Annotated in this window: 23 protein-coding genes; 10 read left to right on the plus strand and 13 right to left on the minus strand. The window is 64.7% G+C overall.

Features of this window, described 5'->3' with window-relative positions; genetic code table 11:
- Positions 1–7: 7 nt before the first annotated feature.
- Positions 8–1,099, minus strand: a complete 1,092-nt coding sequence (locus EUU22_RS22465; protein WP_129334197.1) for a CapA family protein — start codon at positions 1,097–1,099, stop codon at positions 8–10.
- 151 nt (positions 1,100–1,250) lie between these two features.
- Here EUU22_RS22465 and EUU22_RS22470 point away from each other — a divergent pair, with 151 nt between their 5' ends.
- Together EUU22_RS22470 and EUU22_RS22475 are read left to right on the plus strand one after the other, a co-directional pair.
- Positions 1,251–1,508, plus strand: coding sequence for a hypothetical protein (locus tag EUU22_RS22470; protein ID WP_129334198.1), 258 nt, complete (start codon positions 1,251–1,253; stop codon positions 1,506–1,508).
- 97 nt (positions 1,509–1,605) lie between these two features.
- Entirely contained in the window at positions 1,606–2,154 is a 549-nt protein-coding gene (locus tag EUU22_RS22475; protein WP_129334199.1) for an HPF/RaiA family ribosome-associated protein, read from the plus strand.
- Between the two features lie 68 nt (positions 2,155–2,222).
- On the opposite strand, the gene EUU22_RS22480 is transcribed toward EUU22_RS22475, so the two are convergent.
- A complete protein-coding gene (locus EUU22_RS22480; RefSeq protein WP_205687961.1) occupies positions 2,223–2,663 on the minus strand; it encodes a DUF3775 domain-containing protein in 441 nt (146 codons plus the stop codon).
- 284 nt (positions 2,664–2,947) lie between these two features.
- Between EUU22_RS22480 and EUU22_RS22485 the strand changes: the two genes are divergently transcribed.
- Together EUU22_RS22485 and EUU22_RS22490 are read left to right on the plus strand one after the other, a co-directional pair.
- Positions 2,948–3,184: a hypothetical protein gene (locus EUU22_RS22485; RefSeq protein ID WP_129334200.1), complete on the plus strand. Its 237-nt coding sequence runs from the start codon at positions 2,948–2,950 to the stop codon at positions 3,182–3,184.
- Positions 3,185–3,257: 73 nt separating this feature from the next.
- Positions 3,258–3,620, plus strand: coding sequence for a YbaN family protein (locus EUU22_RS22490; protein ID WP_129334201.1), 363 nt, complete (start codon positions 3,258–3,260; stop codon positions 3,618–3,620).
- A 25-nt stretch (positions 3,621–3,645) separates the two neighbouring features.
- Here EUU22_RS22490 and EUU22_RS22495 read toward each other — a convergent pair whose 3' ends face one another.
- The 9 genes from EUU22_RS22495 to chvE form a co-directional block, all read right to left on the minus strand.
- Positions 3,646–4,290: a 2-dehydro-3-deoxy-6-phosphogalactonate aldolase gene (locus EUU22_RS22495; RefSeq protein ID WP_129334202.1), complete on the minus strand. Its 645-nt coding sequence runs from the start codon at positions 4,288–4,290 to the stop codon at positions 3,646–3,648.
- Positions 4,287–5,240 (minus strand): 2-dehydro-3-deoxygalactonokinase, encoded by a 954-nt coding sequence (locus EUU22_RS22500; RefSeq protein ID WP_129334203.1) that lies wholly within the window; start codon positions 5,238–5,240, stop codon positions 4,287–4,289. The genes EUU22_RS22495 and EUU22_RS22500 overlap by 4 nt, the downstream gene beginning before the upstream one ends.
- A gap of 18 nt (positions 5,241–5,258) precedes the next feature.
- Complete coding sequence (locus EUU22_RS22505) at positions 5,259–6,773, minus strand: aldehyde dehydrogenase (NADP(+)) (protein WP_129334204.1); 1,515 nt, start codon at positions 6,771–6,773, stop codon at positions 5,259–5,261.
- A gap of 104 nt (positions 6,774–6,877) precedes the next feature.
- A complete protein-coding gene (locus EUU22_RS22510; protein WP_129334205.1) occupies positions 6,878–7,807 on the minus strand; it encodes a Gfo/Idh/MocA family protein in 930 nt (309 codons plus the stop codon).
- 10 nt (positions 7,808–7,817) lie between these two features.
- Positions 7,818–9,563, minus strand: coding sequence for an L-arabinonate dehydratase (araD, locus tag EUU22_RS22515; protein WP_112691175.1), 1,746 nt, complete (start codon positions 9,561–9,563; stop codon positions 7,818–7,820).
- A gap of 54 nt (positions 9,564–9,617) precedes the next feature.
- Complete coding sequence (gene araD1, locus EUU22_RS22520; protein ID WP_129334206.1) at positions 9,618–10,583, minus strand: AraD1 family protein; 966 nt, start codon at positions 10,581–10,583, stop codon at positions 9,618–9,620.
- Positions 10,584–10,593: 10 nt separating this feature from the next.
- Positions 10,594–11,805, minus strand: a complete 1,212-nt coding sequence (gene mmsB / locus EUU22_RS22525; RefSeq protein WP_129334207.1) for a multiple monosaccharide ABC transporter permease — start codon at positions 11,803–11,805, stop codon at positions 10,594–10,596.
- Positions 11,806–13,341, minus strand: coding sequence for a multiple monosaccharide ABC transporter ATP-binding protein (mmsA, locus tag EUU22_RS22530; protein WP_129334208.1), 1,536 nt, complete (start codon positions 13,339–13,341; stop codon positions 11,806–11,808).
- 118 nt (positions 13,342–13,459) lie between these two features.
- On the minus strand, positions 13,460–14,530 hold the full coding sequence (chvE, locus tag EUU22_RS22535) for a multiple monosaccharide ABC transporter substrate-binding protein (RefSeq protein ID WP_129334209.1): 1,071 nt from the start codon (positions 14,528–14,530) through the stop codon (positions 13,460–13,462).
- 171 nt (positions 14,531–14,701) lie between these two features.
- Here chvE and EUU22_RS22540 point away from each other — a divergent pair, with 171 nt between their 5' ends.
- A complete protein-coding gene (locus tag EUU22_RS22540; RefSeq protein WP_129334210.1) occupies positions 14,702–15,661 on the plus strand; it encodes a LysR family transcriptional regulator in 960 nt (319 codons plus the stop codon).
- On the opposite strand, the gene EUU22_RS22545 is transcribed toward EUU22_RS22540, so the two are convergent.
- Complete coding sequence (locus EUU22_RS22545; protein ID WP_129334211.1) at positions 15,651–16,823, minus strand: aminotransferase; 1,173 nt, start codon at positions 16,821–16,823, stop codon at positions 15,651–15,653. The genes EUU22_RS22540 and EUU22_RS22545 overlap by 11 nt on opposite strands.
- A 23-nt stretch (positions 16,824–16,846) precedes the next feature.
- Positions 16,847–17,887, minus strand: coding sequence for a LysR substrate-binding domain-containing protein (locus tag EUU22_RS22550; RefSeq protein WP_129334212.1), 1,041 nt, complete (start codon positions 17,885–17,887; stop codon positions 16,847–16,849).
- Between the two features lie 179 nt (positions 17,888–18,066).
- Here EUU22_RS22550 and speB point away from each other — a divergent pair, with 179 nt between their 5' ends.
- The 5 genes from speB (at position 18,067) to EUU22_RS22575 (ending at position 23,246) form a co-directional block, all read left to right on the plus strand.
- Positions 18,067–19,122 (plus strand): agmatinase, encoded by a 1,056-nt coding sequence (speB, locus tag EUU22_RS22555; RefSeq protein ID WP_129334213.1) that lies wholly within the window; start codon positions 18,067–18,069, stop codon positions 19,120–19,122.
- 94 nt (positions 19,123–19,216) lie between these two features.
- A complete protein-coding gene (locus EUU22_RS22560; RefSeq protein ID WP_129334214.1) occupies positions 19,217–20,305 on the plus strand; it encodes an ABC transporter substrate-binding protein in 1,089 nt (362 codons plus the stop codon).
- 261 nt (positions 20,306–20,566) lie between these two features.
- On the plus strand, positions 20,567–21,598 hold the full coding sequence (locus EUU22_RS22565) for an ABC transporter ATP-binding protein (RefSeq protein ID WP_129334215.1): 1,032 nt from the start codon (positions 20,567–20,569) through the stop codon (positions 21,596–21,598).
- Positions 21,595–22,449 (plus strand): ABC transporter permease, encoded by an 855-nt coding sequence (locus tag EUU22_RS22570; RefSeq protein ID WP_129334216.1) that lies wholly within the window; start codon positions 21,595–21,597, stop codon positions 22,447–22,449. The genes EUU22_RS22565 and EUU22_RS22570 overlap by 4 nt, the downstream gene beginning before the upstream one ends.
- The gene (locus EUU22_RS22575) at positions 22,446–23,246 is read left to right on the plus strand and encodes an ABC transporter permease (protein ID WP_129334217.1); all 801 of its coding nucleotides are present in this window, start codon (positions 22,446–22,448) and stop codon (positions 23,244–23,246) included. Before EUU22_RS22570 ends, EUU22_RS22575 begins: the two co-directional genes overlap by 4 nt.
- The last annotated feature ends 26 nt before the right edge of the window (positions 23,247–23,272 follow it).

Here is a 23,272-nt window from a genome sequence, read left to right on the forward strand (position 1 = left end):
TGTGCGGTCACCGAAGAAGTGCAAGCGAGCCGCTAGCGGTTGTCTCGACCCTGTGCCCGAAACGTCCGCATTCCCGATCGAGCCGCGTCGCCAGCCACGCGACATCGGCGGCCGGCGGACGTTCGAGCCTGAATTTCCGCAGGCGATAGGGCAGGGCTTCGAGCGCTTGCAGCCCGTCCAGCTTGTCGTAATCCAGCACATAGCCGAGCACGAGGTCCGGGCGATATTTCTCGTTGCCGCCGATGCCTTCGTAGTCGTTGATGAAATCGCCGCAGCCATAGAGGACCGGACGTCCGCGATGGATTTCGATGGCGATCGGATGGTGCGACGAATGTCCGTGGAGGATGTCGACGTCGGCCTCCTCGATGACCCGATGGGCGAAAGTGCGATGTGCCTCGGCGATACCGTAGCCCCAATTGGCGCCCCAGTGCAGTGAAAGCAGTACGGTGTCGCCCGGCCTTCGCCAGGCGGCGATGTCACCTGCGACCCGGACGGCGCTGTCGCCGTCGGGGGCGTTGAGCAGGTTGACGCCGGGGTGGTGTCTTCCTGCAGCCCAAGCAAGAGGTGTGCCGCTCGACGGAAAGGCATAGGCGAAGACGAGCAGCCTGCCATCGCGGCCATCGTCGAGGATCGCCGGTCGTCTTGCGGCGGCGTCATCGAAGCCGGCGCCTGCGATCGCAATCTCTGCCTTGTGCAGGCTGTCCAGCGTATCCGTCATTCCCACCGTTCCCCAGTCGCCGATGTGGTTGTTGGCGAGCACGCAGCAGTCGACGCGGGCGGCGGCGAGACAGGCGACGTTGGCGGGATGCATGCGGTAGTTGATGCCCTTCGGTTCCGGGCTGCCGCGGTCGGTGACGCTGGTTTCGAGATTGACGATGCGGAGGTCGGGCTTTCGCCCCTCGATGTCCGCGAGCGCGTCCCCCCAGATATAGTCGGGCGGGACGGCTCGAGGGATTGGTCCCGATCTCTGCTCGGCGAGCCCGACATAGCCGAGCGCCGAGCGCATATACGGCTCGTGGATCTCGGGATCGCAATGGCGCGGCATGATCTGGTCGATCCCGCGCCCGGTCATGACATCGCCGCAGAGGAAGAGCCTCATCTCCAGGTTCCCGTGTGGACTGCCGCCCGGCAAAGCAGTAATTTTAGAATTCATGCAGATATTGACGGGGGTCGACTTGACCTTGATCAATACATCGATGCGCAAACGGCGCTTCCATTCTAGTCAACGTGGTTGAGAAAGGAATGCCGACATGGTGTCACAATCACAGCTCACCAGCAGCGACATCCGCCGCATCTGCGGCGACCTCCCCGATTGGAAGATTACCGAGATACTTGCCTGCGGCGGCGACGTTGCGGCGCTCGAAGAGGCCACGGCGTGGTCGATGGGCGACGACGAGACGACGCCCGAAAGGCATCTGCCGCCCGAGAGCGCGGCAGCGAAGATCCTGGATGTGCTTCTCGCCGAAGAAGAACAGGATGAATGGGAGGCTGGACGCGGCCCGGAATGACGGGTTCGTCCGTCGGGGCCGGTCATCTGCCGGGGTGACCTCAGCCTGTCGCGGCCCTGCCGCCATCGTACCCGGCAACAGCATCTGGAGAACAATTATGGAAGTCACACCCCGCGTCACGTTCCGAGGCATGGACCATTCGGAAGCGGTCGAAGCTGCCGTACATGAGAGGATTGAGCGCCTTTCGCGCTTTCACGATCACATCACCTCCTGCAGCGTCGTGATCGAGGCTCCGCACAAGCACAGCCAGAAGGGCAAGATCTATCATGTCCGGGTCAACATCAACGTGCCCGGCCGCGAGATCGTCGTCGGCCGCGAGGCGGAGGAGAACCACGCCCACGAAGACGTTCTCGTCGCGATCCGCGACAGCTTCGACGCAGCGCAGCGGCAGCTCGAGGACGTTGTACGCAAGATGAGCTCCTATCGGGTCAAGGCGCATCCGGTCGCCATGAGAGGGACCGTCGCCCGTGTCGTCCCTGAGGAGGGCTTCGGCTTCATCCTCGGCGCCGACGGGCGCGAATACTTCTTCCGGCGCGAGAGCGTGACCACGGAGAACTGGGCGGCACTTGGCGAAGGCACGAAGGTGCGTTTCGCCGAACACGACGGCGAAAAGGGACCGTATGCCTCTGCCGTAACCCCGGACTGAGCGGAAAGTGAAAGAAGGGCGGGCGACGAGGCGCCCGCCCTCTATCGTTCAGGCGCCGCCCGGCCCGCTCAGAGGCGGCCGAGCTCGAAATCGGCGCAGGACATGTCGAACTGCGAGAGCGCTTCCTCCAGATAGTCGGCCAACAGCGGCAGACCGAGCAGGTATTCGGCGGTCTTGTTGTTGTGCGCCCGGGCCGCCTCGGCACGGATATCCGCCCATTCGGCAATGGTGCCGTCGCCCCGCCCGAGCCAGGCAAGCGCCACGAGATCGACCTGCTCATCGATGTTCATGTCGTAGATCAGGGACGTGATTTCCTCGACGACCGGATCGTCGGGATTGTCCTCGAGCACCGAGTACATATGGTCGTCCGATGGATTGGAGCCGGAATCCGGGATCGTCGGCTCATCTTTCGCGTCGAATTCCCGCGCCTTGACGACGATGAAACAGACCTTTTCCGGAGATATTGAAAGTTCAGGCAGATCGGCGGCTTCTACTGGCTCACGTGCCATAGTGTGTCTCCCGCAATACTTGTTGGTTCACGACGGCGCCTTCAACAACGCCCAACTATACGCCTCGGAGATTTTCCTGCCACAGGTTTCGGTTGCGCTTCTGACGGAACGCAAATCTCGGGCACGCCGTTCCACGCGGTCTGCCCCAGACCAGACAGACAGGCGTTTTGCCGCGGCCTTCCCGCGCTGGAGATGCGCGTTTTCGCTTGCGCAGGCGTTGCCGCGGGCGCAACCTGTCCTTGTACGGCAAATGCCGTGCATTCTCCTTTTCCGGAGGTATGATAATGGCGAAACCCGAAGAAGCTCAATCTGCAGGCTGGTTCGACGGCCTGCTCAGGACGCTGGCACGTCTCGGCATCCTGCGTTACGGCGGCAAGGCGGCAGTCTACCATTCCGGCAGCGACCGACCTACGGAGTTCCTGATGCCGGATGTGCTGAACGCCGAGCGCGACATGCCGCCGATGAAGGATCTCGGCGGCGGAGCGGCAAAGGACAAGGGGAAGGAAGGCGAGGCCGGTTGAGAGACGCTTCCGGGGTATTTGACCCGGAAAGCGCGTTGCCTACATAGTGCAGGCAACACGTCGAGGGAAACCTATGCGCATCGTCCTCCTGGGCACTGGCTGGATCATGGTCGCGATCGGCATCGTCGGCATTTTCCTGCCGGTGCTGCCCACCACGCCCTTCATGATCCTGGCTGCGGCGCTCTTTGCCCGTTCCTCACCGCGCTTCGAGCAATGGCTGCTCGATCATCCCCGCTACGGCAAGCCGCTTCTCGACTGGAGGCGGCAGGGCGCGATCTCGCGGCCGGCAAAGATCGCTTCGGTCAGTCTGATGGCAGTCAGCTACGGCATCGTGCTCTTCGCCGGGCCGCCGATGATCTGGCTGAAGCTTACGATCGGCGTCATTCTGCTTGCCTGCGCGGCCTTCGTCCTCAGCCGCCCGCAGCCGAGCGGCTGAACATCGGCGCTCCGGTGAGGATGGTTCAGCGCTGTACCGCCTTCGCCTCGTCATAGGCACGGACGAGCGCGGTTGCCCGCGTCTTCACGACATCGGCCGCATCGCCCGGCTTGTAGAGGTTCGAGCCGAGGCCGAAGCAGCGGACGCCGACCCGCATATAGGCTGCGAAATCCCCTTCGGTCACGCCGCCGACGGCGCCGAGCGGAATTTCCGGCGGTAGGACGGCCCTGATCGCGCCGACGCCCTGCGGGCCGAGAACGTTCGCGGGGAAAAACTTGATCGCCGCTGCGCCGGCCTTGATCGCCGCGAGCGCCTCGGTCGCGGTGAAGGCGCCGGGCATGGTCACCATGCCATGCTCGACGCCGCGGTGGATGACGGCGGGATCAGTGTTCGGGGTGACGACCAAATTGCCGCCGACGCCAGCCAGACGGTCGACATCCTCGGGCGTCAGCATGGTTCCGGCCCCGATCATGCAGGAGGCGGGCGCGAGCTTCCGCGCCTTCTCGATGGAGGCGAAGGGATCGGGCGAGTTGAGCGGGATCTCGATTGCCTCGAAGCCGGCTCCGACGAGGGCCGCCACAACCCCTTCGACCTCGGCCGTGGTGATCCCACGCAGGATGGCGACGAGGTTGCGGTCGAGCTTCGGCCAGGAGACGGTCGGGCGGGTCATCGGGAAACCTCGGAGCTTTGGAAGAGTGAAGATGCGGCTGCGAACAGGCCCTTGCGAACCAACTCCTCGCCGTCGAGGAGGCGCGACTGCGTGCCGGCGATTTCGAGCGCCCGACCGTAAAGCGCGGTGAGCCGTGCCGAGCCGACGAGATGCACGGTCATGCCCTGCGGCAGGAAGGTGCGGGTCGCTGCAATCTCGGCGCCGATCAGCATGCCGGAGAGCCGTGCTGCGGGCTTCGGCGCGTCGCCGCCGAGAAGACCTGCGGCGCGGATGGAGAAGAGGTGGGCCGAGAGGGCGAAGCCTTCGGCAAGCGCCTCCGTCACGCCGTCAGAGAAGCCGCGATCGTCGGCGGTGAAGGCGAGATCATCGCCGATCGAATGCTTGAGGATCGAGTGGCGACTGAGGAGATCGAAAAGCTCTCCGGTCATCACCGTGCGGAAGGCGGCGATCCGGCCGCCCTTCAGCTCGACCCATTTCGAATGGGTTCCGGGGAGGCAAAAGATGCCGTCGGCAAGACCGCTCGCGACGGCGCCGGCAAGCTGGGTCTCCTCGCCGCGCATCACGTCGAAGGGGCCGGTCGTTCGCTGGCAGACGCCGGGCAGGATAAAGACCGGCCGGGTGACGCCCTCCGGCGTCACGGCTTGCCTGTAGAGCGCATCGAGTGGAGCCGGAGTTTCGACGTAAGGGGCTTCGCGCCAGCCGGTGCGGGCGCCGGCCATGCCGGTGATCGCAACCGGCAGGTCGGCGGACGCGCCGAGGGCGGCGAGATGGCTTTCAAGCACCGCGGCAAAACGGCCGTCGGCGCAGGTGAGAAGCCCCTCGTCCGACTGCCGCCGCCCGAGCACGTTGCCGGCCCGGTCGACGACCCAGAGGCGGAAGTTGCTCGTTCCCCAGTCGGCGAGCGCGCAGAACGCGCCGGCCGTCGTCTTCTCAGCTCCGGTGTCCGTCACGATGCGCGCTCCCGGCCTTCAGCGGAGGTCTTCCGGCAGGATCGCGTGCGGCAGGTTCTGGTAAGAGACCGGCCGCAGGAAACGCCGGATCGACAGCGTGCCGACGGAGGTGGCGCCGAAATTGGTGGAAGCCGGGTAGGGGCCGCCGTGAACCATGGCGTCGCAGACCTCGACGCCGGTCGGGAAGCCGTTTGCGAGAACACGGCCGGCCTTGCGCTCGAGGATCGGCATCAGCCGGCGGGCGAGCGTGGTATCGGGCTCGTTCAGGTGCAGGGTGCAGGTGAGCTGCCCGGCGAGGCTGCCGGCGATCTTCACCATCTCTTCTTCGCTGGTCACCGTTACGACGAGGCCGAGCGGTCCGAAGACCTCTTCGCCGAGTGCATGGTTTTCGAGCCAGGCCTTGCCGGTGGTGGCGAACAGGTACGGCGTCGCGTTACGTAGGTCGCAGGTGGAGGTCAGCACTGCCTGGACGCCGGTCGAACCCTCGATGCGCTTGGCGCCGGAGCGGTAAGCCTCGGCAATGCCGTCGGTCAGCATGGTCTGGGCGCCGACGCCTTCGAGTTCCCGCTTGGCGGTCGCGACGAAGGCTTCGCTTTCGGGACCTTCGATCAGGACGGCGATGCCGGGATTGGTGCAGAACTGGCCGGCGCCCATGGTGAGCGAGCCGACCCAGCCCTTGGCGATCGCCTCACCGCGGGCCGAAAGCGCGTTCGGCAGCAGGAACATCGGGTTGACCGAACCGAGTTCGCCGAAGAACGGGATCGGATCGGGGCGGCGGGCGCAGAGATCGAAGAGCGCACGGCCGCCGGCCAGCGAACCGGTGAAGCCGACGGCGCGGATCAGCGGATGCTGGACGAGCGCTTCGCCGACATCGCGCTTGCCGCCCTGGACGAGCGAGAAGACGCCGGGATGCAGGCCGAGCCGTTTGATGGCGGCGTGGATTGCGTGGGCGACGATTTCACCCGTGCCCGGGTGCGCGCCGTGACCCTTGACGACGACGGGGCAACCGGCCGCGAGAGCGGCAGCCGTATCGCCGCCGGCCGTCGAGAAGGCGAGCGGGAAGTTCGAGGCGCCGAAGACGGCGACGGCGCCGATCGGGCGCTGCATCAGGAAGATTTCCGGACGCGGCAGCGGCTGACGGTCGGGCAGCGCTTCGTCGTGCCGGCGGTCGAGGTAGTCGCCCTTGCGGATATGGGAGGCGAAGAGCCGGAGCTGGCCGACGGTGCGGCCGCGCTCGCCGACGAGGCGCGCCTGCGGCAGGCCGGTTTCCTGCGTGCCGATCTCGGTGATCTCGTCGCCGAGCTTGTCGATTTCCTCGGCGATGGCTTCAAGGAACACGGCTCGCTCCTCGCGGGTCGAGTAGCCGTAGGTCAGGAAGGCTTCCTCGGCGGCGCGCGCCGCACGGTCGACGAGGTCAGGCGTGCCGACGGCGAAGTCGCGTGCCGGCCCGTGTGCGGGGGAGGAGGCGAAGGTCCCGTTACCCGCTACCCACTCGCCGGCAATGAGGTGCTTTCCAGTGAACTCGAATGTCATCGCATCATCCTTTTGTCTTCGCTTTGCGTCATGGCGAAAGGAATCCGGCACGTCATGCCGGATTCCGGGCTCCGCCCGCGTCATATTCGTCTTTGGCGACCGCCTCAATCGTGGAAGGCGTCCACGTCCTGACGGCTGCCGCGCAGGAAGGCATCGGCCACAAGCCGCAACGGCTGGAAATCGGCATCGCCCTGCCGCGCGCGGACGAGCGCCGCGAAACGATCATAGATGCCGGGATATTCTCTGTCCGGGCCGGACGATGCCAGTGCCCCGTCTATATAGAGCTCCGCACCGCCCTTTGAAAGGCGAAGTTCGCCGCCGTCGGTCTCGACGGTGATGTCCCAGGTCTGCGGTCCTTCCTGGCGCCAGTCGAGTTCGACGCTGATCGGCGACCCGGCCGCGCTCGCCATGGAGAGCGAAGCGGCGATCGGCTGCTGCCGGTTCGACGGGAAGGAGAGGGCCGCCTGATGCACGACGATCGCGCCGGGGACGATGGCAGTGAGGATCGAGAGCGCGTTGATGCCGGGATCGAAGACGCCGAAGCCGCCCGCTTCCCAGATCCATGCCTGGCCGGGATGCCAGCGACGCACGTCTTCCTTCCAGACGATCGAGACGGACCTGATCGCCTTGCCGGCGAGCCATTGCCGGGCCGGCTCGACGCCGAGCGCGAAGCGGGAATGCCAGGTGGCGAAGAGTGTGACACCGGCGGCGGAAGCCATCGCGGCCAGCGCTTCCGCTTCGCCGAGCGTGGTCGCCGGCGGCTTTTCGAGGAGCACATCGCGGCGGGCCTCGATCGCCTTGCGGGCCATGTCGAAGCGAACCTCCGGCGGCGTGCAGAGCGAGACCGCCTGCACATCCGGACGGGCCTTCAGGAAGGCGTCGAAGTCCTCGAAGTTCTCGACGCCGTCGATCTTGCCGTGGCGGCTGACGGCGGCGGCGAGTTCGAAATCTTCGCCGCCGGCAATCGACGGGATGTGCTGGTCCCGGGCGATCTTGCCGATACCGACAAGCGCCAGCGAAATACGCTTGGACATGTCTTTCTCCTCAGTGCGAGTCGCGGCCGACGGGCGCGCCGCGGCAACCCTTCAGGAAGTCGAAGTCGGCGCCGGTGTCCGCACCCTCCACGTGGTCGTGGTAGAGGCGGGCGTAACCGCTTGCCGGCGGTTCGACCGAGGGACGCCAGTCGGCGAGACGACGCTGCATTTCCTCGTCCGAGATGTCGAGGTGCACACGGCGGGCTTCGACGTCGATCTCGATGAAGTCGCCGTTCCTGACGATCGCGAGCGGTCCGCCGCGGGCGGCTTCCGGCGACGTGTGCAGGAGAACCGTGCCGTAGGCGGTGCCGGACATGCGGGCGTCGGAGATGCGCACCATGTCGGTGATGCCCTTGCGCAGCACCTTCGGCGGCAGGCCCATGTTGCCGACCTCGGCCATGCCGGGATAGCCGCGCGGGCCGCAGTTCTTCATGACCATGACGCAGGTTTCGTCGATGTCGAGGCTCTCGTCGTTGATCTTGGCCTTGTAGTCGTCGATGTCCTCGAAGACCACGGCGCGGCCGCGATGCTTCATCAGGTGCGGGGAGGCTGCCGACGGCTTCAAGACGCAGCCCTTCGGCGCGAGGTTGCCGCGCAGGACGACGATGCCGCCCTGCTGGGTCAGCGCCCGTTCGACCGGACGGATGACGTCGTCGTTCCAGTTCCTGACGTCCTTCACCTCATCCCAGATCGGGCCGCCGGAGACGGTCAGCGCGTCCTTGTGCAGCTTGCCCGCCTCGCCGAGCATCTTGATGACCACCGGCAGGCCGCCGGCGTAGAAGAACTCTTCCATCAGGTATTCGCCGGACGGCATCAGGTTGACGACGGTCGGGATGTCGCGACCGAGGCGATCCCAGTCGTCGAGCGAGAGGTCAATGCCGACGCGGCCGGCCATCGCGAGCAGGTGGACCACCGCGTTGGTGGAACCGCCGATCGCGCCGTTGACGCGGATGGCGTTCTCGAAGGCCTTCTTCGTCATGATGTCGGAGGGCTTCAGGTCGTCCTTCACCATCTGCACGATACGGCGACCCGAGAGTTGGGCCATGACCTTGCGGCGGCTGTCGACGGCGGGGATCGCGGCATTCCCCGAGAGCGCCATGCCGAGGGCCTCGACCATGGAGGCCATGGTGGAGGCCGTGCCCATCGTGTTGCAGGTGCCGGAGCTGCGCGACATCGAGGCTTCCGCTTCCAGAAACTCTTCCTGGGTCATCTCGCCGGCCTTCACGGCTTCCGAAAACTTCCAGAGATGCGTTCCGGAGCCGACGCGCTCGCCGCGGAAATAGCCGTTCAGCATCGGACCGCCGGTGACGACGATCGACGGCAGGTCGGTGGAGGCGGCGGCCATGACCAGCGACGGCGTGGTCTTGTCGCAGCCGACGAGCAGCACCGCGCCGTCGATCGGCTGGCCACGCATCGCTTCCTCGACGGCGAGTGCGGCGAGGTTGCGGAACATCATCGCAGTCGGACGGAAGGTGTTTTCCGAGGCCGAGAAGACCGGAATTTCGACCGGGAAGCCGCCGGCCTCCCAGACGCCCGCCTTCACCTTCTCCGCGAGTTCGCGAAGATGGCCGTTGCAGGGGGTCAGGTCCGACCAGGTGTTGAGGATGCCGATGACCGGGCGTCCGTCGAAGAGGTCATGCGGGTGTCCCTGGTTCTTCAGCCAGCCGCGGTGATAGATCGTGTCGCGGCTGGTGCCGCCGAACCAGTGTTGGGATCGCAGTTTGCGGGGCCAGGCCGCCGGTTTGAAAGCACTCATGACGTTTCTCTGTCTCTTTCTGGGAGAGCCCGCCGCCCGACCGGCGGAAAACCCTCAGAGCATGTTGACGGTGACGGGTTGCTCCGCTGCACGAACGAGCCGGTTGCGCAGCGGCAGACCGAATTGCGGCGCTTCGATCTCGAAGATGTCGCCTTCCTTCGTCACGAAACCGTCGGCGCAGGAAAGCGTGGCGGTTCCGAACATATGCACATGGAGGTCCCCCGGCTGGCGGAACAGCGCATACTTGAAATGGTGGTATTCGAGGTTCGCGATCGTGTGAGACATGTTGGCCTCCCCGGAGAGGAAGGGCTTTTCCCAGACGGTCTTGCCGTCGCGCAGGATGCGGGACGTACCTTCGACATGGTCGGGCAGGGCGCCGACCATGAGCTCCGGGCCAAAGGCTGCCGGCCGGAGCTTGGAATGAGCAAGATAGAGATAGTTGATCTTTTCGGTGACGTGATCGGAAAATTCGTTGGCGACCGAGAAGCCGATGCGGAAGGGCGTCCCGTCCTCGCCGATGATGTAGTAGCCGGCAAGCTCCGGCTCCTCGCCGCCGTCGAGCGCGAAGGAGGGGGAGACGAGGTCGCCGCCCGGCGCCACGGCTTCGACGCCGGTGCCTTTGTAGAACCATTCCGGCTGCACGCCGGTCTCACCCGGCTTCGGCTTGCCGCCTTCGATGCCCATGCGGAACATCTTCATGGAGTCGCTCATGCCCGCGGTGTCGGCGTGCATGCTGTCGCGCGCGGAGGCGGAGCCGGTATGGGTGAGGCCCGTGCCGGTGAGATACATATGCGCCGCATCCGGGTGACGGACAGGGCAGTCGAGCTTGCCGGCGGCCGCAAGCGCAGCGAGATCGACCGCTTCGCCTGCACCCTGACGCTCGACGATCGAAGCGAGCGGAGCCTTGGCGGCGACTGCTGCCTTGGCGAGTTCGTAGGTGGAGGTGAAGCCGGGAACGAGGCGTGCGGCGTCACCCTGGCGGCAAATCACGCCGCCAGTCTTCAATTGCGAGAGAAACATAAGCCTATCCTCAGACTGCTTTGTTCTTGTTGTAGACGTCGAAGTAGACAGCCGCGAGGAGCACGAGGCCCTTGATCAGCTGCTGGTAGTCGATGCCGATCCCCATGATCGACATGCCGTTGTTCATCACGCCCATGATGAAGGCGCCGATGACCGCACCGGTGATCTTGCCCACGCCGCCGGATGCCGAGGCACCGCCGATAAAGCAGGCTGCGATGACGTCGAGTTCGAAGCCGACACCGGCCTTCGGGGTCGCCGAGTTCAGGCGGGCCGCGATGATCATGCCGGCGAGCGCGGCGAGAACGCCCATGTTCACGAAGGCGTAGAAGGTCAGCCGCTCGGTGTTGATGCCCGAGAGCTTCGCCGCCTTCTCGTTGCCGCCGAGCGCATAGATGCGGCGGCCGATCGTCGAGCGGTTGGTGACGAAGGAGTAGAGCGCGATCAGGAGGCCCATGACGACGAGCACGTTCGGCAGGCCGCGATAGGTTGCGAGCTGGAAGCCGAGGAAGAGCGCGACGGCGCTGATGATCGCCATCTGCACGACGAAGAAGACGAAGGGCTCGTTCTCGGTGCCGTGGCGCTCGTTGAGGCGACGGTTCTTCAGGCCGGAATAGATCGCGAGAGCGACAAGCGCGAAGACGACGAGCAGGGCCACGTAGTTTTTGATCAGGCTCGTGCCCGGATCGGTGACCGACAGGAAATCCGGAATGAAGCCGGTCGAAAGAAGTGTGAATTCCTTCGGGAACGGGCCAATCGGGCGGCCACCGAGGACCACGTAGGTCAAGCCACGGAAGACCAGCATGCCGGCGAGCGTCACGATGAAGGACGGGATCTTCTGGTAGGCGACCCAGTAGCCTTGGGCCGCGCCCATCAGGCCGCCGAGCACCAGACACAGCGGCACGACGAGGGAGAAATGCCACCCCCACTTCACCAGCATGATCGCCGATATGCCGCCGATGAAGGCGACGATGGAACCGACCGAGAGGTCGATGTGCCCCGCCACGATGATGAGCAGCATGCCGAGCGCCATGATGACGATGAACGAGTTCTGCAGCACCAGGTTGGTGATGTTGACCGGGCGGAACAGAACGCCGTCCGTCAGGACCTGGAACAGCAGCATGATGACGACGAGCGCCAGCAGAAGGCCGTATTCGCGGATGTTGTGACGCAGATAGTCGCCCACGGAGACCTTGGGGGTTTCGGTTCTTGTTTCGGTGGTCATTTAGCGTTTCTCCCCAGAGCGCATGATGGCACGCATGATGGACTCTTGGCTTGCTTCTCCCTTCGGAAGTTCGGCGACGATGCGGCCTTCGTTCATGACGTAGACGCGGTCGCAGGTGCCGAGCAACTCGGGCATTTCCGATGAGATCATCAGGATGCCTTTGCCCTCGGCGGCAAGCTGGTTGATGATGGTGTAGATTTCGAATTTCGCCCCCACGTCGATGCCGCGCGTCGGCTCGTCGAGGATGAGGACTTCAGGGTTGGTGAACAGCCATTTCGACAGCACGACCTTCTGCTGGTTGCCGCCCGAAAGGTTGACGGCTTCCTGGTAGATCGAGTGCGAACGGATGCGCAGCTTGTTGCGGTAGCCCGACGCGACCTGCGCTTCCTTGCGCTCGTCGATGACGCCGCTCTTCGAAACGTCGTCGAGATTGGCGAGCGTCGTGTTCTTGACGATGTTGTTCTGAAGCACGAGTCCGAGCTGCTTGCGGTCTTCGGTCACGTAGGCGAGGCCGGCATCGATCGCCCGCGGGATCGTGCTCACGTCGACGGGCTTGCCACGCATCAGCACCTCGCCGGTGATCTTGTGGCCCCAGGAACGGCCGAAGATGCTCATGGCGGTCTCGGTACGGCCGGCACCCATCAGGCCGGCGATGCCGACGACCTCGCCGGCACGGACGGTGAAATTCACATCGTGCAGGAACTGCCGGTCGCGGTGGTTCTGATGGAAGACGTTCCAGTTCTTCACTTCGAGCAGCACGTCGCCGATCTTCGGCTCGCGCGGCGGGTAGCGGTCTTCCATGTCGCGGCCGACCATGCCCTTGATGATGCGGTCTTCGCTGATCTCCTGCGTGTGACAGTCGAGGGTCTCCACGGTGGTGCCGTCGCGCAGGATGGTGATCTGGTCGGCGACCTTGCGGATCTCGTTCAGCTTGTGGGAAATGATGATCGACGTCATGCCCTGCTTGCGGAATTCCATCAGCAGGTTGAGCAGGGCATCGGAGTCGTTTTCGTTGAGCGAGGCCGTCGGCTCGTCGAGGATGAGCAGGCGGACCTTCTTGGAGAGCGCCTTGGCGATCTCGACGAGCTGCTGCTTGCCGACGCCGATGTCGGTGATGCGCGTGCTCGGAGCGTCCTTGAGGCCCACCTTCGCAAGAAGCTCCTTGGTCCTTGCAAAGGTCTGCGGCCAGTCGATCACGCCGTTGACGGCGATCTCGTTGCCGAGAAAGATGTTTTCAGCGATCGACAGCAGTGGCACGAGGGCCAGCTCCTGGTGGATGATGATGATGCCCAGTTCCTCGCTGTCGGAAATGGTGCTGAAGTGACGGACCTCGCCGTCGTAATGGATTTCGCCCTCATAGGAACCGGCGGGATAGACACCGCTCAGGACCTTCATCAAGGTCGACTTGCCGGCGCCGTTTTCTCCGACCAGGGCGTGGATCTCGCCTTCGCGAACCTTGAGGTTGACGTTGTCCAGGGCTTTGACCCCGGGAAACGTCTTGGTGATGCTACGCATCTCGAGAATGATGTTGTCCATGTGCAGAATTCCAGCGCAGGCGGGCGACCAAGGTACAGCCGGCGGCGCAAGCTCCCTCAACGCGTATGATACAAAAACGGGTCCGCGAAAGGTCGCGGACCCGCCATGATCGCAAGGATTAGTTGTCGATCTGCTCGGCCGTGTAGTAGCCGGAACCGACGAGGATGTCCTTGGCGTTTGCCTTGTCGACGGCGACCGGCTTCAGCAGGTAGGACGGAACGACCTTGACACCGTTGTTGTAGGTCTTGGTGTCGTTCACTTCCGGTTCCTTGCCGCTCATGATCGAGTCGACCATGGAGACGGCGACCTTTGCCAGTTCGCGGGTGTCCTTGAAGACGGTGGAGTACTGTTCGTCGGCAAGCATCGACTTGACGGACGGCAGTTCCGCGTCCTGACCGGTAACGACCGGCATCTTCAGGTCGCCGGAGCCGTAGCCTACGCCCTTGAGAGCCGACAGGATGCCGATGGACAGGCCGTCATAAGGCGAAAGAGCGCCGTTCAGCTTGTCTTCGGTGTAGGTCGAGGAGAGCAGGTTTTCCATACGGGCCTGGGCGACGGTGCCGTCCCAACGCAGGGTGCCGACCTGGTCCATGCCCATCTGGCCGGACTTGACGACGATGTCGCCGCTGTCGATCAGGGGCTGCAGGACCGACATTGCGCCGTCATAGAAGAAGAACGCGTTGTTGTCGTCCGGCGAGCCGCCGAAGAGTTCGACATTCCACGGCTTGACGTCGGGGAAGCGTTCCTTGAGGCCGTTGACGAGGCTGGTCGCCTGGAGAACGCCGACCTGGAAGTTGTCGAAGGTGGCGTAGTAGTCGACGTTGCCCGAATCGCGGATCAGACGGTCGTAAGCAATGACCTTCACGCCGGCATCGGCAGCCTTCTGCAGGATGTCGGAGAGCGTCGTGCCGTCGATCGCAGCAATGACCAGAACCTTGGCACCCTTGGTTACCATGTTCTCAATCTGGGCGAGCTGGTTCGGGATATCGTCGTCGGCAAACTGCAGGTCCGGGCTGTAACCGGCGTCCTTGAACAGCTTCTCCATGGTTTCGCCGTCCGAGATCCAGCGGGTCGAGGTCTTGGTCGGCATCGAAATGCCAACCATGCCCTTGTCTTCGGCAAAGACGTTGGACGTAAAGGATGCGATGCTGATTGCGACGGACGCAATCAGAGCGCCGAGTTTCTTCATGGTAACCTCCCTGGTCATACCGTGCAGCGCCAAGCCCCTCCTGGCGCCGCTGAAACAAGAACGGGTGGCTGGCTTCCCAGCCCCCAGCTCCCGAGGCGAGTTTTATCGCGCCCGACATATCGATCAAATGATTATTTTGACTTTCTGCATATCATAGTTGATATACAGTTCATGCCCGAAGTCCATTTTCAACGCCTGCAGCCGAAGCATTTCAGCCTGATCCGTGCCGTCGCAGAGCTCGGGCAGCTCAGTCTCGCCGCGCAGGCGCTGTCGATTACGCAGCCCGCAGCCTCGCGAATGCTCGGGGATATCGAGAGGCTGGTCGACGCTCCGATCTTCGTCCGCACGCCGAAAGGCATGGAGGCGACGGCGGTGGGGCTGGCGCTGGCGCGGCGGGCGCGGACCCTTTTGGAGGAGATGGACGAGGCGATCCGCGAGGTCGATGCGATCAAGCGTGGCCTCACCGGCACGGTGCGCGCCGGTGCCGTCACCGGAGGGGCGGTCGGCTTCATCGTTCCGGCTATCCAGGCGCTCAAGGTGGAGGCCGCGTCGGCCGACATCCATGTCGATGTCGCTTCCAGCGACGCGCTGATCGGCGATCTCCTGTCGGGCCAGCTCGATTTCGCCTTGGGTCGTATTCCGGCAGGGATCGACGCGCGGCAGTTCGATATTCTCGATGCGCGCGTGGAGGAGGTGAACCTCCTCGTGCACGAGAGCCATCCGCTCGCCGACGCGAACGATCTTTCGCCGGCTGACATCGTGCACTTCGCCTGGGTGATGCAGGCGCCAGGTGCCCCGGTGCGTCAGGCCGTCGAGGCGGTGTTCATCGAATCAGGCGTGCAGATCCCCTCGAACATCGTCAACACGACCTCGCTGCTGGTGATGATCGCCATGCTCGCATCCTCTAACGCGATTGCGCCGATGTCGCGGGAAGTCTCCGACCTGCTCTGCGGCGGCACGGGCACCGGCCTCTGCAAACTCGACATCCGCGTGCCGATCGTGGTGGCGCCCTACCATCTCATCACGGTCAAGCGGAAGCAGATGACGCCGGTGGCGGCACGGCTGCGCGATCTCGTGATGCAGGAGCTCCACGGCGGCCGGCCGGTGCCCATAGGCCCCGTCAAGGCGTGAAACCGCCCAGCCTGTCTGCGAGTGTCGCGATCGTGCCGGCGTCGGCGTTGGCGAAGGCGAAACGCAGGTAGGCCTCCTGACGTTCGCCGAAATAGGCGCCGGGAATACACACCACGCCGGCCTTTCTGGCGAGCATTTCCGCCACCTCGGCCGACTTCCGGTCGTCGAAGGGGTGCCGGATGAAGGCGAAATAGGCGCCGAGCGAGTCCATCTTCCATGCGGGAAGGCCTGCCATGACGGCGCGGAGCGCGTTTGCGCGAGCGAGGATTTCGGCGCGGTTCGCGTCTCTCCATTGCTTCAGCGCCGGAATGGCTCTTGCGACGGCGACCTGCGGCGCGCGCGGCGCGCAGATCTGCAGGTTGTCCATGACCTTGGCGATTTCAGCGACCGTCCGCTCCCCGGCGGTGACGGCACCGAGCCGATGGCCGGGAATGCAGAACGACTTCGAGAAGGAATAGAGAAGGATGAGGTTCTCCTCCCATCCTGCGATCGACAGCAGGCCGTGCGGCCGTTCGCCGGCCGGCAGGAAGTCGCGGTAAGTCTCATCGAGGATCAGCCAGACGCCGGCTTCACGGCACAGTTCGAAGATGTCCTTCAAAAGCGGATCGGGATAGACCGCGCCGGTCGGGTTGTTCGGCGTGACGAGAGCGATCGCCTTCACGCCCTTCTTCAAGGTCGCACGTACCTCGTCGAGCCGCGGCACGAAACCGTCGGCGGCGTCGAGCGGCAGCAACTCGCGCCCGATGCCGAGCATCGCGAGTGTCGTCTCCTGATTGAAATAGAAGGGATCGGTGAGCGCCACCCGATCGCCGGCGCCGGCGATCGCCATCACGGCCGCCATGAAGGCCTGGTTGCAGCCGGAGGTGATGTGGATGTTTTGTGCGATGACGGGCGCGCCGTAGATTTCGGCCATCTCCGCGGCATAGGCTCCGCGCAGCATGTCCTCGCCCTCGATCGGGCCGTAGCCGGCATAGGCCCTTGAGGCGGCGGCTTCGCCGAGCCAGGCGAGCATGTCTGGATGCGGCGGATAGCCGGGGACGGCCTGCGAGAGGTCGATCAGCGGTCCCGATGCGCCGTCATAGGCGCGGCCCCAGGCGAAGACCGAAGGAACCGGTGGCGGAGATAGTCGGGATACGAGCGGATTGAAGGAGGCGGAGGGCATGGTTCGTCGTCTTTCCAGTTTGCTTATCGCTTCTCGCTCTTGCGACGGGGCTTGGTGGCAAGCGTCGCCCGCGGGTGGGGCCGCGTCGAGAACGTGCCGAGCGGATCGGATTGCATGGGCGTCGCGCGTGGTCCGCGGCTGCGGATCAGGTGACGGGCCGAGGTGCTCGGGCGGGAGAGCCGCTCGCTTTCGATGGTCGAGAACATCCAGTCGATGAAGACCTTGGCGATCGGGGCCGAGCGCACCTCGTTGCGACAGGTGACATAGAAGGCGTCGGAGGCCGGAACCGACAGATCGAAGGGAATGACGAGTTCGCCGGAGGCGATCAGGCTGCTCGCGGTGATGTTGTCGCCGAGCGCGATGCCCTGGCCGTGGCGGGCGGCTTCGGTGGAGAGCCGCGCGTCACTCATGAAATGCTCCCTGAGCCGCGGCATGTCGAGCTGGTCGGCGGCGGCAAGCCAGGTATTCCATTCCCGCCCGTCGTCGCCGTGCAGCAGGACGTGGTCGCGCAGGTCGCGGACGGAGCGCAGCGGCCGGCTGTTGAGAAGTGTCGGGCTCGCCACGGGGAAGAGTTCGAGGCTGCTCCACAGCCGCGCCCAGCAGTCGCGCCAGCCTCCCGGACCATAGAGGATGGAGACGTCGATCTCCGGCGATTGCACCAGCGCGGCGTCGTTGCTGGAGGTCAGCGTCAGGCTGATCTCCGGATACTGCTCGCTGAAGGAGCCCATGCGCGGGATGAGCCAGAGCGAGAGCAAGGCGGGGACGCAGGAGACGCGCAGGTTGCCGCTGGTCGACGGGCGGTTCACCAGCGCGGTCGCCGCGGCGATACCCTCGAAAGCGGAGGATACGGCGGGCAGCAGCAGCGCGCCCTGCGGCGTCAGCTTGAGCCTGTTGCCGCCGCGTACGAACAGGCTCGCCTTCAGGCTCTCCTCCAGCGTCCTGATCTGGTGGCTGACCGCGCCGTGGGTCACCTTCAGCTCGCGTGCGGCGGCGGAAATCGAGCCGAGCCTTGCGGCGGCTTCGAAGGCGCGGAGCGGATTGAGAGGAGGCAGGCGGGCGGTCATGGGCTCGATGTTTGTGAGTTTTTCTCACATGGATTGCTATTACATCGTCAATTGCATTTCCATCCCTTTTGTAGGGATAATGCTCATCATAGAGGCAGGACCGAATGCTGCCCTTTTGAAGGCACATCGCGGCCGGGCCGCGAATGCGTCCTTGAAACGGCGAGGAAAGGAACGACGAGATGGCGTGGGATCCGGCGAGACTCGAGGCGCTGCGGGCGAAATACGGCGGCGACGGAGCCGGCGAGATCTTCGATCCGAAGTTCGCCAAGGTCGGCGCGAAAATCTTTTCGAACGGCACCCGCGCGGCTCCCTACGCCGGCGTGCCGACCTTCCTCAGCGCTCCGCATCGACAGGTCGACCCGCAGGCGCCGGATTTCGGTGACCTGCAGGTGGCGATCGTCGGCGTGCCGATGGATCTCGGCGTCACCAACCGTCCGGGATCGCGGTTCGGCCCGCGCGCGCTGCGCAGCATCGACCGCATCGGTCCCTACAACCATGTTCTCGATTGCGCGCCGGTCTTCGACCTCAAGGTGGCGGACATCGGCGACGTGCCGTTTTCCAGTCGCTACCGGCTGGAGCTCAGCCAGGAGGACATCGAGCGCTATCTCTCGAAGATCGTCGATGCCGGCGTGCTGCCGCTCTCGGTCGGCGGCGACCATTCGATCACCCAGTCGATCCTGAAGCCCATTGCCCGCAAGCACGGTCCTGTCGGCCTCGTGCACATCGATGCCCATTGCGACACCGGCGGTCCGTTCGACCAGTCGAAATTCCACCACGGCGGCCCGTTCCGCAACGCGGTCCTCGACGGCACGCTCGATCCGACCCGCACGATCCAGATCGGCATCCGCGGCTCGGCGGAATATCTCTGGGAATTCTCCTACGAGGCCGGGATGACCGTCATCCATGCCGAAGAGATCACCGGCCTCGGCATGCCGGCGATCATCGAGAAGACCAGGAAGATCATCGGCGACGGCCCGACCTATCTCTCCTTCGACATCGACAGCCTCGATCCCTCGATCGCTCCGGGTACGGGAACACCGGAGGTCGGCGGGCTCACCTCGCGCGAGGTGCTGGAGCTCATTCGCGGGCTGAAGGGGATGAACCTTGTCGGCGGCGACGTCGTTGAGGTGGCGCCGCAATACGATGCCACCCACAATACCGCCCATGCCGCGGCGCAGGTTCTCTTCGAAATCCTGAGCCTGATGGTCTTCAGCCCGGCCGTCGCGAGGCGCTGAACCGAAAGCAGGGAACAGCCGGAACTTGCGCGGAGACGCATCCCGGCTTCAACTGAGTGATGACAACCAAGAACCACATAAAGGGAACAAAGCCATGACGAAATTTCTGCAGACTTCGATCAGCCGCCGCGGCGTGCTGGCCGGCTCTATCGCCGGTGCAGGCATGCTGGCCATGCCCTCCATTCTCCGGGCCCAGGACAAGTCGCTGAAGGTCGGCGTCTACGGCGGCTACTTCAAGGACTCCTTCGACAAGAACATCTTCCCGGAATTCACCAAGGCGACCGGGATTGCGATCGAATCCGTCGCCGAACCGACCGGCGAAGCCTGGCTCGTGCAGCTCGAGCAGGCCGCCAAGGCTGGCCAGGCGCCTGCCGACGTCTCGATGATGTCGCAGGTCGCGATGCTGAAGGGCCAGGCGACGGATCTCTGGGCGCCGCTCGACCTCGGCAAGATCAAGAACGCCTCGAACCTCGTCGATCACTTCGTCAACAAGTATCCGGACGGCAGGGTCGCCGGCCTCGGTGCCGTCGCCTGGTACATCACGCTCGTCACCAACACCGACGTGTACAAGGAACCGCCGACCTCCTGGGCGGCGCTCTGGGATCCGGCGAACGAGGACAAGCTCGGCCTGCTCGCACTCGTCTCCAACTCCTTCCTGCTGGAGGTGACCGCGAAGACCTATTTCGGCGGCACCAACGCGCTCGACACCGAGGAAGGCATCCTGAAGGTGTTCGACAAGCTCGCCGAGGTGAAGCCGAACGTCCGTCTGTGGTATCGCGACGAGGCGCAGTTCGAGCAGGCGCTGAAATCGGGCGAGATCCCGATGGGGCAGTACTATCACGACGTGACGGGGCTTGCCGCTTCGGAGGGCCATCCGGTCCGCTCCACCTTCCCGAAGGAGGGTGGCATTCTCGACTCCGGCTGCTGGGCGCTGTCGCGGGCTTCCGAAAAGTCGGAGGAAGCGCATGTCTTCATCGACTACATGTGCCAGCCCTCGATCCAGGCGACGCTGTCGCGCAAGGTCGGTACCGCGCCGACGGTCAAACGCGACCTGCTCGACCTGACGGCGGAGGAGTTTGCCGCGGTTTCCTCGGACATCGATCCGGTCATCCCGCGCTATGACCTCTACCAGACCAAGTCCGACTGGCTGAACCAGAAGTGGACCGAACTGATCGTCGGTTGACTTGGCGGGAGCTACGGCTGTCAACAAGACTGACCCTCTCCCCGCGAGCGGGGCGAGGGGAGGCTGGCGCGCCGAGTGCCGCTCCTTTCCTTCTCCCCGCCTGCGGGGAGAAGGTGCCCGGCAGCGCGGATGAGGGGCTGTCGTCTCGATCAGAGACTTCTGCTTGAGCGTGCCACCGGATTGCGACACAATTCGCCGACGTAATGGTATCCGGTGGCGGAAGGGCCATGTGCCCAGACCTTACTTGACTTCGGAGACATGATGTCCGGACTATCTCTCAACGGTGTCACCAAGCAATTCGGCCCGTTCACCGCCGTGGACGACGTGGCGCTGACCGTCCCGCACGGAACCTTCGTCTGCATGCTCGGGCCGTCCGGCTGCGGCAAGACGACCTTGCTCCGGATGATCGCCGGGCTCGACACGCCGACGAGCGGTGCGATCGTGCTCGACGGCGAGGACATCACCCGTGTGCCGACGCACAAGCGCAATCTCGGCATGGTGTTCCAGTCGCTGGCGCTCTTTCCGCATCTGACTGTCGGCGAGAACATCGCCTATCCGCTGAGGATCCGCGGCGTCGCCCGCGAGGCGCAGGCAAGGCGCGTCGAGGAGCTCCTGTCGCTGATCCACTTGCCGGGCTATGCCGACAGGCCGGTGAACAAGCTTTCCGGCGGCCAGCGCCAGCGCGTGGCGATCGCCCGGGCGCTCGCCATCTCGCCAAAACTCTTCCTGCTCGACGAGCCGCTTTCGGCGCTCGACGCCAAGCTGCGTGAGGCGATGCAGGTGGAGTTGCGCAAGCTGCAGCAGCAACTCGGCATCACCACCATCGTCGTCACCCACGATCAGCGCGAGGCGATGACCATGGCCGATACCGTGGTGGTGATGAACGGCGGCAAGATCCGCCAGGCGGCGAGCCCGATCGAGATCTACCGCAAGCCCGCCGACCGCTTCGTCGCGGATTTCATCGGTTCGACCAATCTCCTGCCGCTCACCGTCGAGAGCGGGCGCACGCTCGTCCTCGGCCAGCCGGTCGAAGGCATCGCCGCGCCGGGCCAGACCGCCTGCAGCCTTTCCGTCCGCCCAGAGGACATCCATCTGTCGGCGCCGGGTGCCGGCCGGCTTTCCGGCCGCGTCACCTTCATCCGCGATCTCGGCGGCACGATCGAGACTTTCGTGGACGTGCGCGGAACCGAACTCATCGCCGTCTCGACGCCGCGCGAGCGGCCGGTAGTCAGCGTCGGACAGGAGGTCGGCGTCATCATCGACCCGCAGACGGCCGTGGTGCTTGCCGCATGAGACGCGAACCGCCCCAGAAGGCGCTCGACTATGCGCCGCTTATCTTTCCGGCGGGGATGCTGATCCTCTTCTTCGTCATCCCCTTCGGGACGATGATCGCGGTCAGCTTCTTCCAGCGTCAGCAGGGCGGCTTCTACGAGCCGGCCTTCGTCTTCGACAATTATGCGCGGTTCCTTTCCGCCTTCTTCGGCGGCGTGCTCGGCTTCTCGCTGCTGCTCGCGATCACGGTTGCCGTCGTGTGCGTCGTGCTCGGGCTACCCTTCACCTACCTGCTCTCGCGCATGTCGCGGAAGGTGCAGGTGGTCTGGCTGGTGGCGCTCTTGTCGATCCTGTCGCTTTCCGAGGTCATCATCGGCTTTGCCTGGTCGACGCTGCTCTCGCGGACCGCCGGGATATCGAACCTTCTCGTCATGCTCGGGATCATGGCAAAGCCGGTGGCGCTGATGCCGAATTTCGGCGCGGTGCTGACGGGCATGGTCTATCAGGCGCTGCCCTATACCGTGCTCGTCCTCTATCCCGCGCTGGTGCGCCTCGACCCGACGCTGACGGAAGCGGCGCGCACGCTCGGCGCCTCGCCGGTGCGCGCCTTCCTGACGGTCGTCGTGCCGGCGCTTCGAAACACGATCATCGCGACGCTGATCATGGTCTTCATCTTCGCGCTCGGCTGCTACCTCCTACCGCAGATTCTCGGACGGCCGCAGCACTGGACGCTTTCGGTGCTGATCACCGACCAGGCGATCTATCAGTCGAACATGCCGTTCGCCGCCGCTATGGCCGTTTTCCTCGTGCTGGTGACGCTCGGGATGGTGGCGCTGACGCTTCTCGTCGGACGCAAGGGAGAGGCCGTATGAGCCGCAATCTGACACGTCTCTATTTCGTCCTGATCGGGATCTTCCTCGCGATGCCGATTGTGGTGGTCGCCGGAGTGTCGGTCAACGAGAAGCAGAGCCTGACCTTCCCGCCGCAGGGATTTTCGCTTTCCTGGTACGGCGCGATCTTCACCGATCCGAGCTGGCGGGCGGCCCTTTTCTCCTCGGTGCTGCTGGCGCTCGCCTCGGCGGCGCTTGCGGTCGCCATCGCCCTGCCGCTCTCCTGGTTCCTGTGGCGGCGCATCGCGCCCTGGGCGAACATCTTCCGCGTTCTCGGGATCGCCCCCTTCACGCTGCCGCCGGTGATCACCGCGCTCGGTCTCCTGACCTTCTGGGCGGCGACCGGCTTCTACGGGCAGCCATGGACGGCGGTCATCGGCCACGCAATCTTCTTCGTGACCCTGCCGCTGGTGACGCTTTCCCTCGGCTTCTCTGCCATCGACCGCTCGCTGGTCGAGGCGGCGGCGACCATGGGTGCGGATGACAAGACGGTTTTCCGCACCGTCGTCCTGCCGCTCATCCGGCCGTATCTGGTCTCGGGCTACGCCTTCGCCTTCGTGCTGTCGCTCAACGAGTACATCGTTGCCTATATGACGGTCGGCTTCACTATGGAGACGCTGCCGATCAAGATCTTCAACGCGCTGCGCTACGGCTATACGCCGGTGATGGCCTCCGTCACCGTGCTCTTCGTCGTGGCGGCGGCGCTGATCTTCGGGCTGGTGGCACGCTTCGGCGACCTGCCGAAGTTGCTCGGTGCCATGGCCGCCGACGACCGCTGACCGCCGACGGCAATCGCCCCGAGCTC

Source organism: Ciceribacter ferrooxidans, assembly GCF_004137355.1.
Lineage (GTDB): Bacteria > Pseudomonadota > Alphaproteobacteria > Rhizobiales > Rhizobiaceae > Allorhizobium > Allorhizobium ferrooxidans.

Excerpts from the sequence above, each read along its gene's own strand:
- EUU22_RS22480 (WP_205687961.1), bottom strand. The coding sequence starts at position 2,663 with ATGGCACGTGAGCCAGTAGAAGCCGCCGATCTGCCTGAACTTTCAATA.
- EUU22_RS22465 (WP_129334197.1), bottom strand. The coding sequence starts at position 1,099 with ATGAGGCTCTTCCTCTGCGGCGATGTCATGACCGGGCGCGGGATCGAC.
- EUU22_RS22575 (WP_129334217.1), top strand. The coding sequence starts at position 22,446 with ATGAGCCGCAATCTGACACGTCTCTATTTCGTCCTGATCGGGATCTTC.
- EUU22_RS22505 (WP_129334204.1), bottom strand. The coding sequence starts at position 6,773 with ATGACATTCGAGTTCACTGGAAAGCACCTCATTGCCGGCGAGTGGGTA.
- araD (WP_112691175.1), bottom strand. The coding sequence starts at position 9,563 with ATGAGTGCTTTCAAACCGGCGGCCTGGCCCCGCAAACTGCGATCCCAA.
- EUU22_RS22490 (WP_129334201.1), top strand. The coding sequence starts at position 3,258 with ATGCGCATCGTCCTCCTGGGCACTGGCTGGATCATGGTCGCGATCGGC.
- mmsA (WP_129334208.1), bottom strand. The coding sequence starts at position 13,341 with ATGGACAACATCATTCTCGAGATGCGTAGCATCACCAAGACGTTTCCC.
- chvE (WP_129334209.1), bottom strand. The coding sequence starts at position 14,530 with ATGAAGAAACTCGGCGCTCTGATTGCGTCCGTCGCAATCAGCATCGCA.
- speB (WP_129334213.1), top strand. The coding sequence starts at position 18,067 with ATGGCGTGGGATCCGGCGAGACTCGAGGCGCTGCGGGCGAAATACGGC.
- mmsB (WP_129334207.1), bottom strand. The coding sequence starts at position 11,805 with ATGACCACCGAAACAAGAACCGAAACCCCCAAGGTCTCCGTGGGCGAC.
- EUU22_RS22495 (WP_129334202.1), bottom strand. The coding sequence starts at position 4,290 with ATGACCCGCCCGACCGTCTCCTGGCCGAAGCTCGACCGCAACCTCGTC.
- EUU22_RS22545 (WP_129334211.1), bottom strand. The coding sequence starts at position 16,823 with ATGCCCTCCGCCTCCTTCAATCCGCTCGTATCCCGACTATCTCCGCCA.
- EUU22_RS22560 (WP_129334214.1), top strand. The coding sequence starts at position 19,217 with ATGACGAAATTTCTGCAGACTTCGATCAGCCGCCGCGGCGTGCTGGCC.
- araD1 (WP_129334206.1), bottom strand. The coding sequence starts at position 10,583 with ATGTTTCTCTCGCAATTGAAGACTGGCGGCGTGATTTGCCGCCAGGGT.
- EUU22_RS22565 (WP_129334215.1), top strand. The coding sequence starts at position 20,567 with ATGTCCGGACTATCTCTCAACGGTGTCACCAAGCAATTCGGCCCGTTC.
- EUU22_RS22570 (WP_129334216.1), top strand. The coding sequence starts at position 21,595 with ATGAGACGCGAACCGCCCCAGAAGGCGCTCGACTATGCGCCGCTTATC.
- EUU22_RS22510 (WP_129334205.1), bottom strand. The coding sequence starts at position 7,807 with ATGTCCAAGCGTATTTCGCTGGCGCTTGTCGGTATCGGCAAGATCGCC.
- EUU22_RS22475 (WP_129334199.1), top strand. The coding sequence starts at position 1,606 with ATGGAAGTCACACCCCGCGTCACGTTCCGAGGCATGGACCATTCGGAA.
- EUU22_RS22540 (WP_129334210.1), top strand. The coding sequence starts at position 14,702 with ATGCCCGAAGTCCATTTTCAACGCCTGCAGCCGAAGCATTTCAGCCTG.
- EUU22_RS22470 (WP_129334198.1), top strand. The coding sequence starts at position 1,251 with ATGGTGTCACAATCACAGCTCACCAGCAGCGACATCCGCCGCATCTGC.
- EUU22_RS22550 (WP_129334212.1), bottom strand. The coding sequence starts at position 17,887 with ATGACCGCCCGCCTGCCTCCTCTCAATCCGCTCCGCGCCTTCGAAGCC.
- EUU22_RS22485 (WP_129334200.1), top strand. The coding sequence starts at position 2,948 with ATGGCGAAACCCGAAGAAGCTCAATCTGCAGGCTGGTTCGACGGCCTG.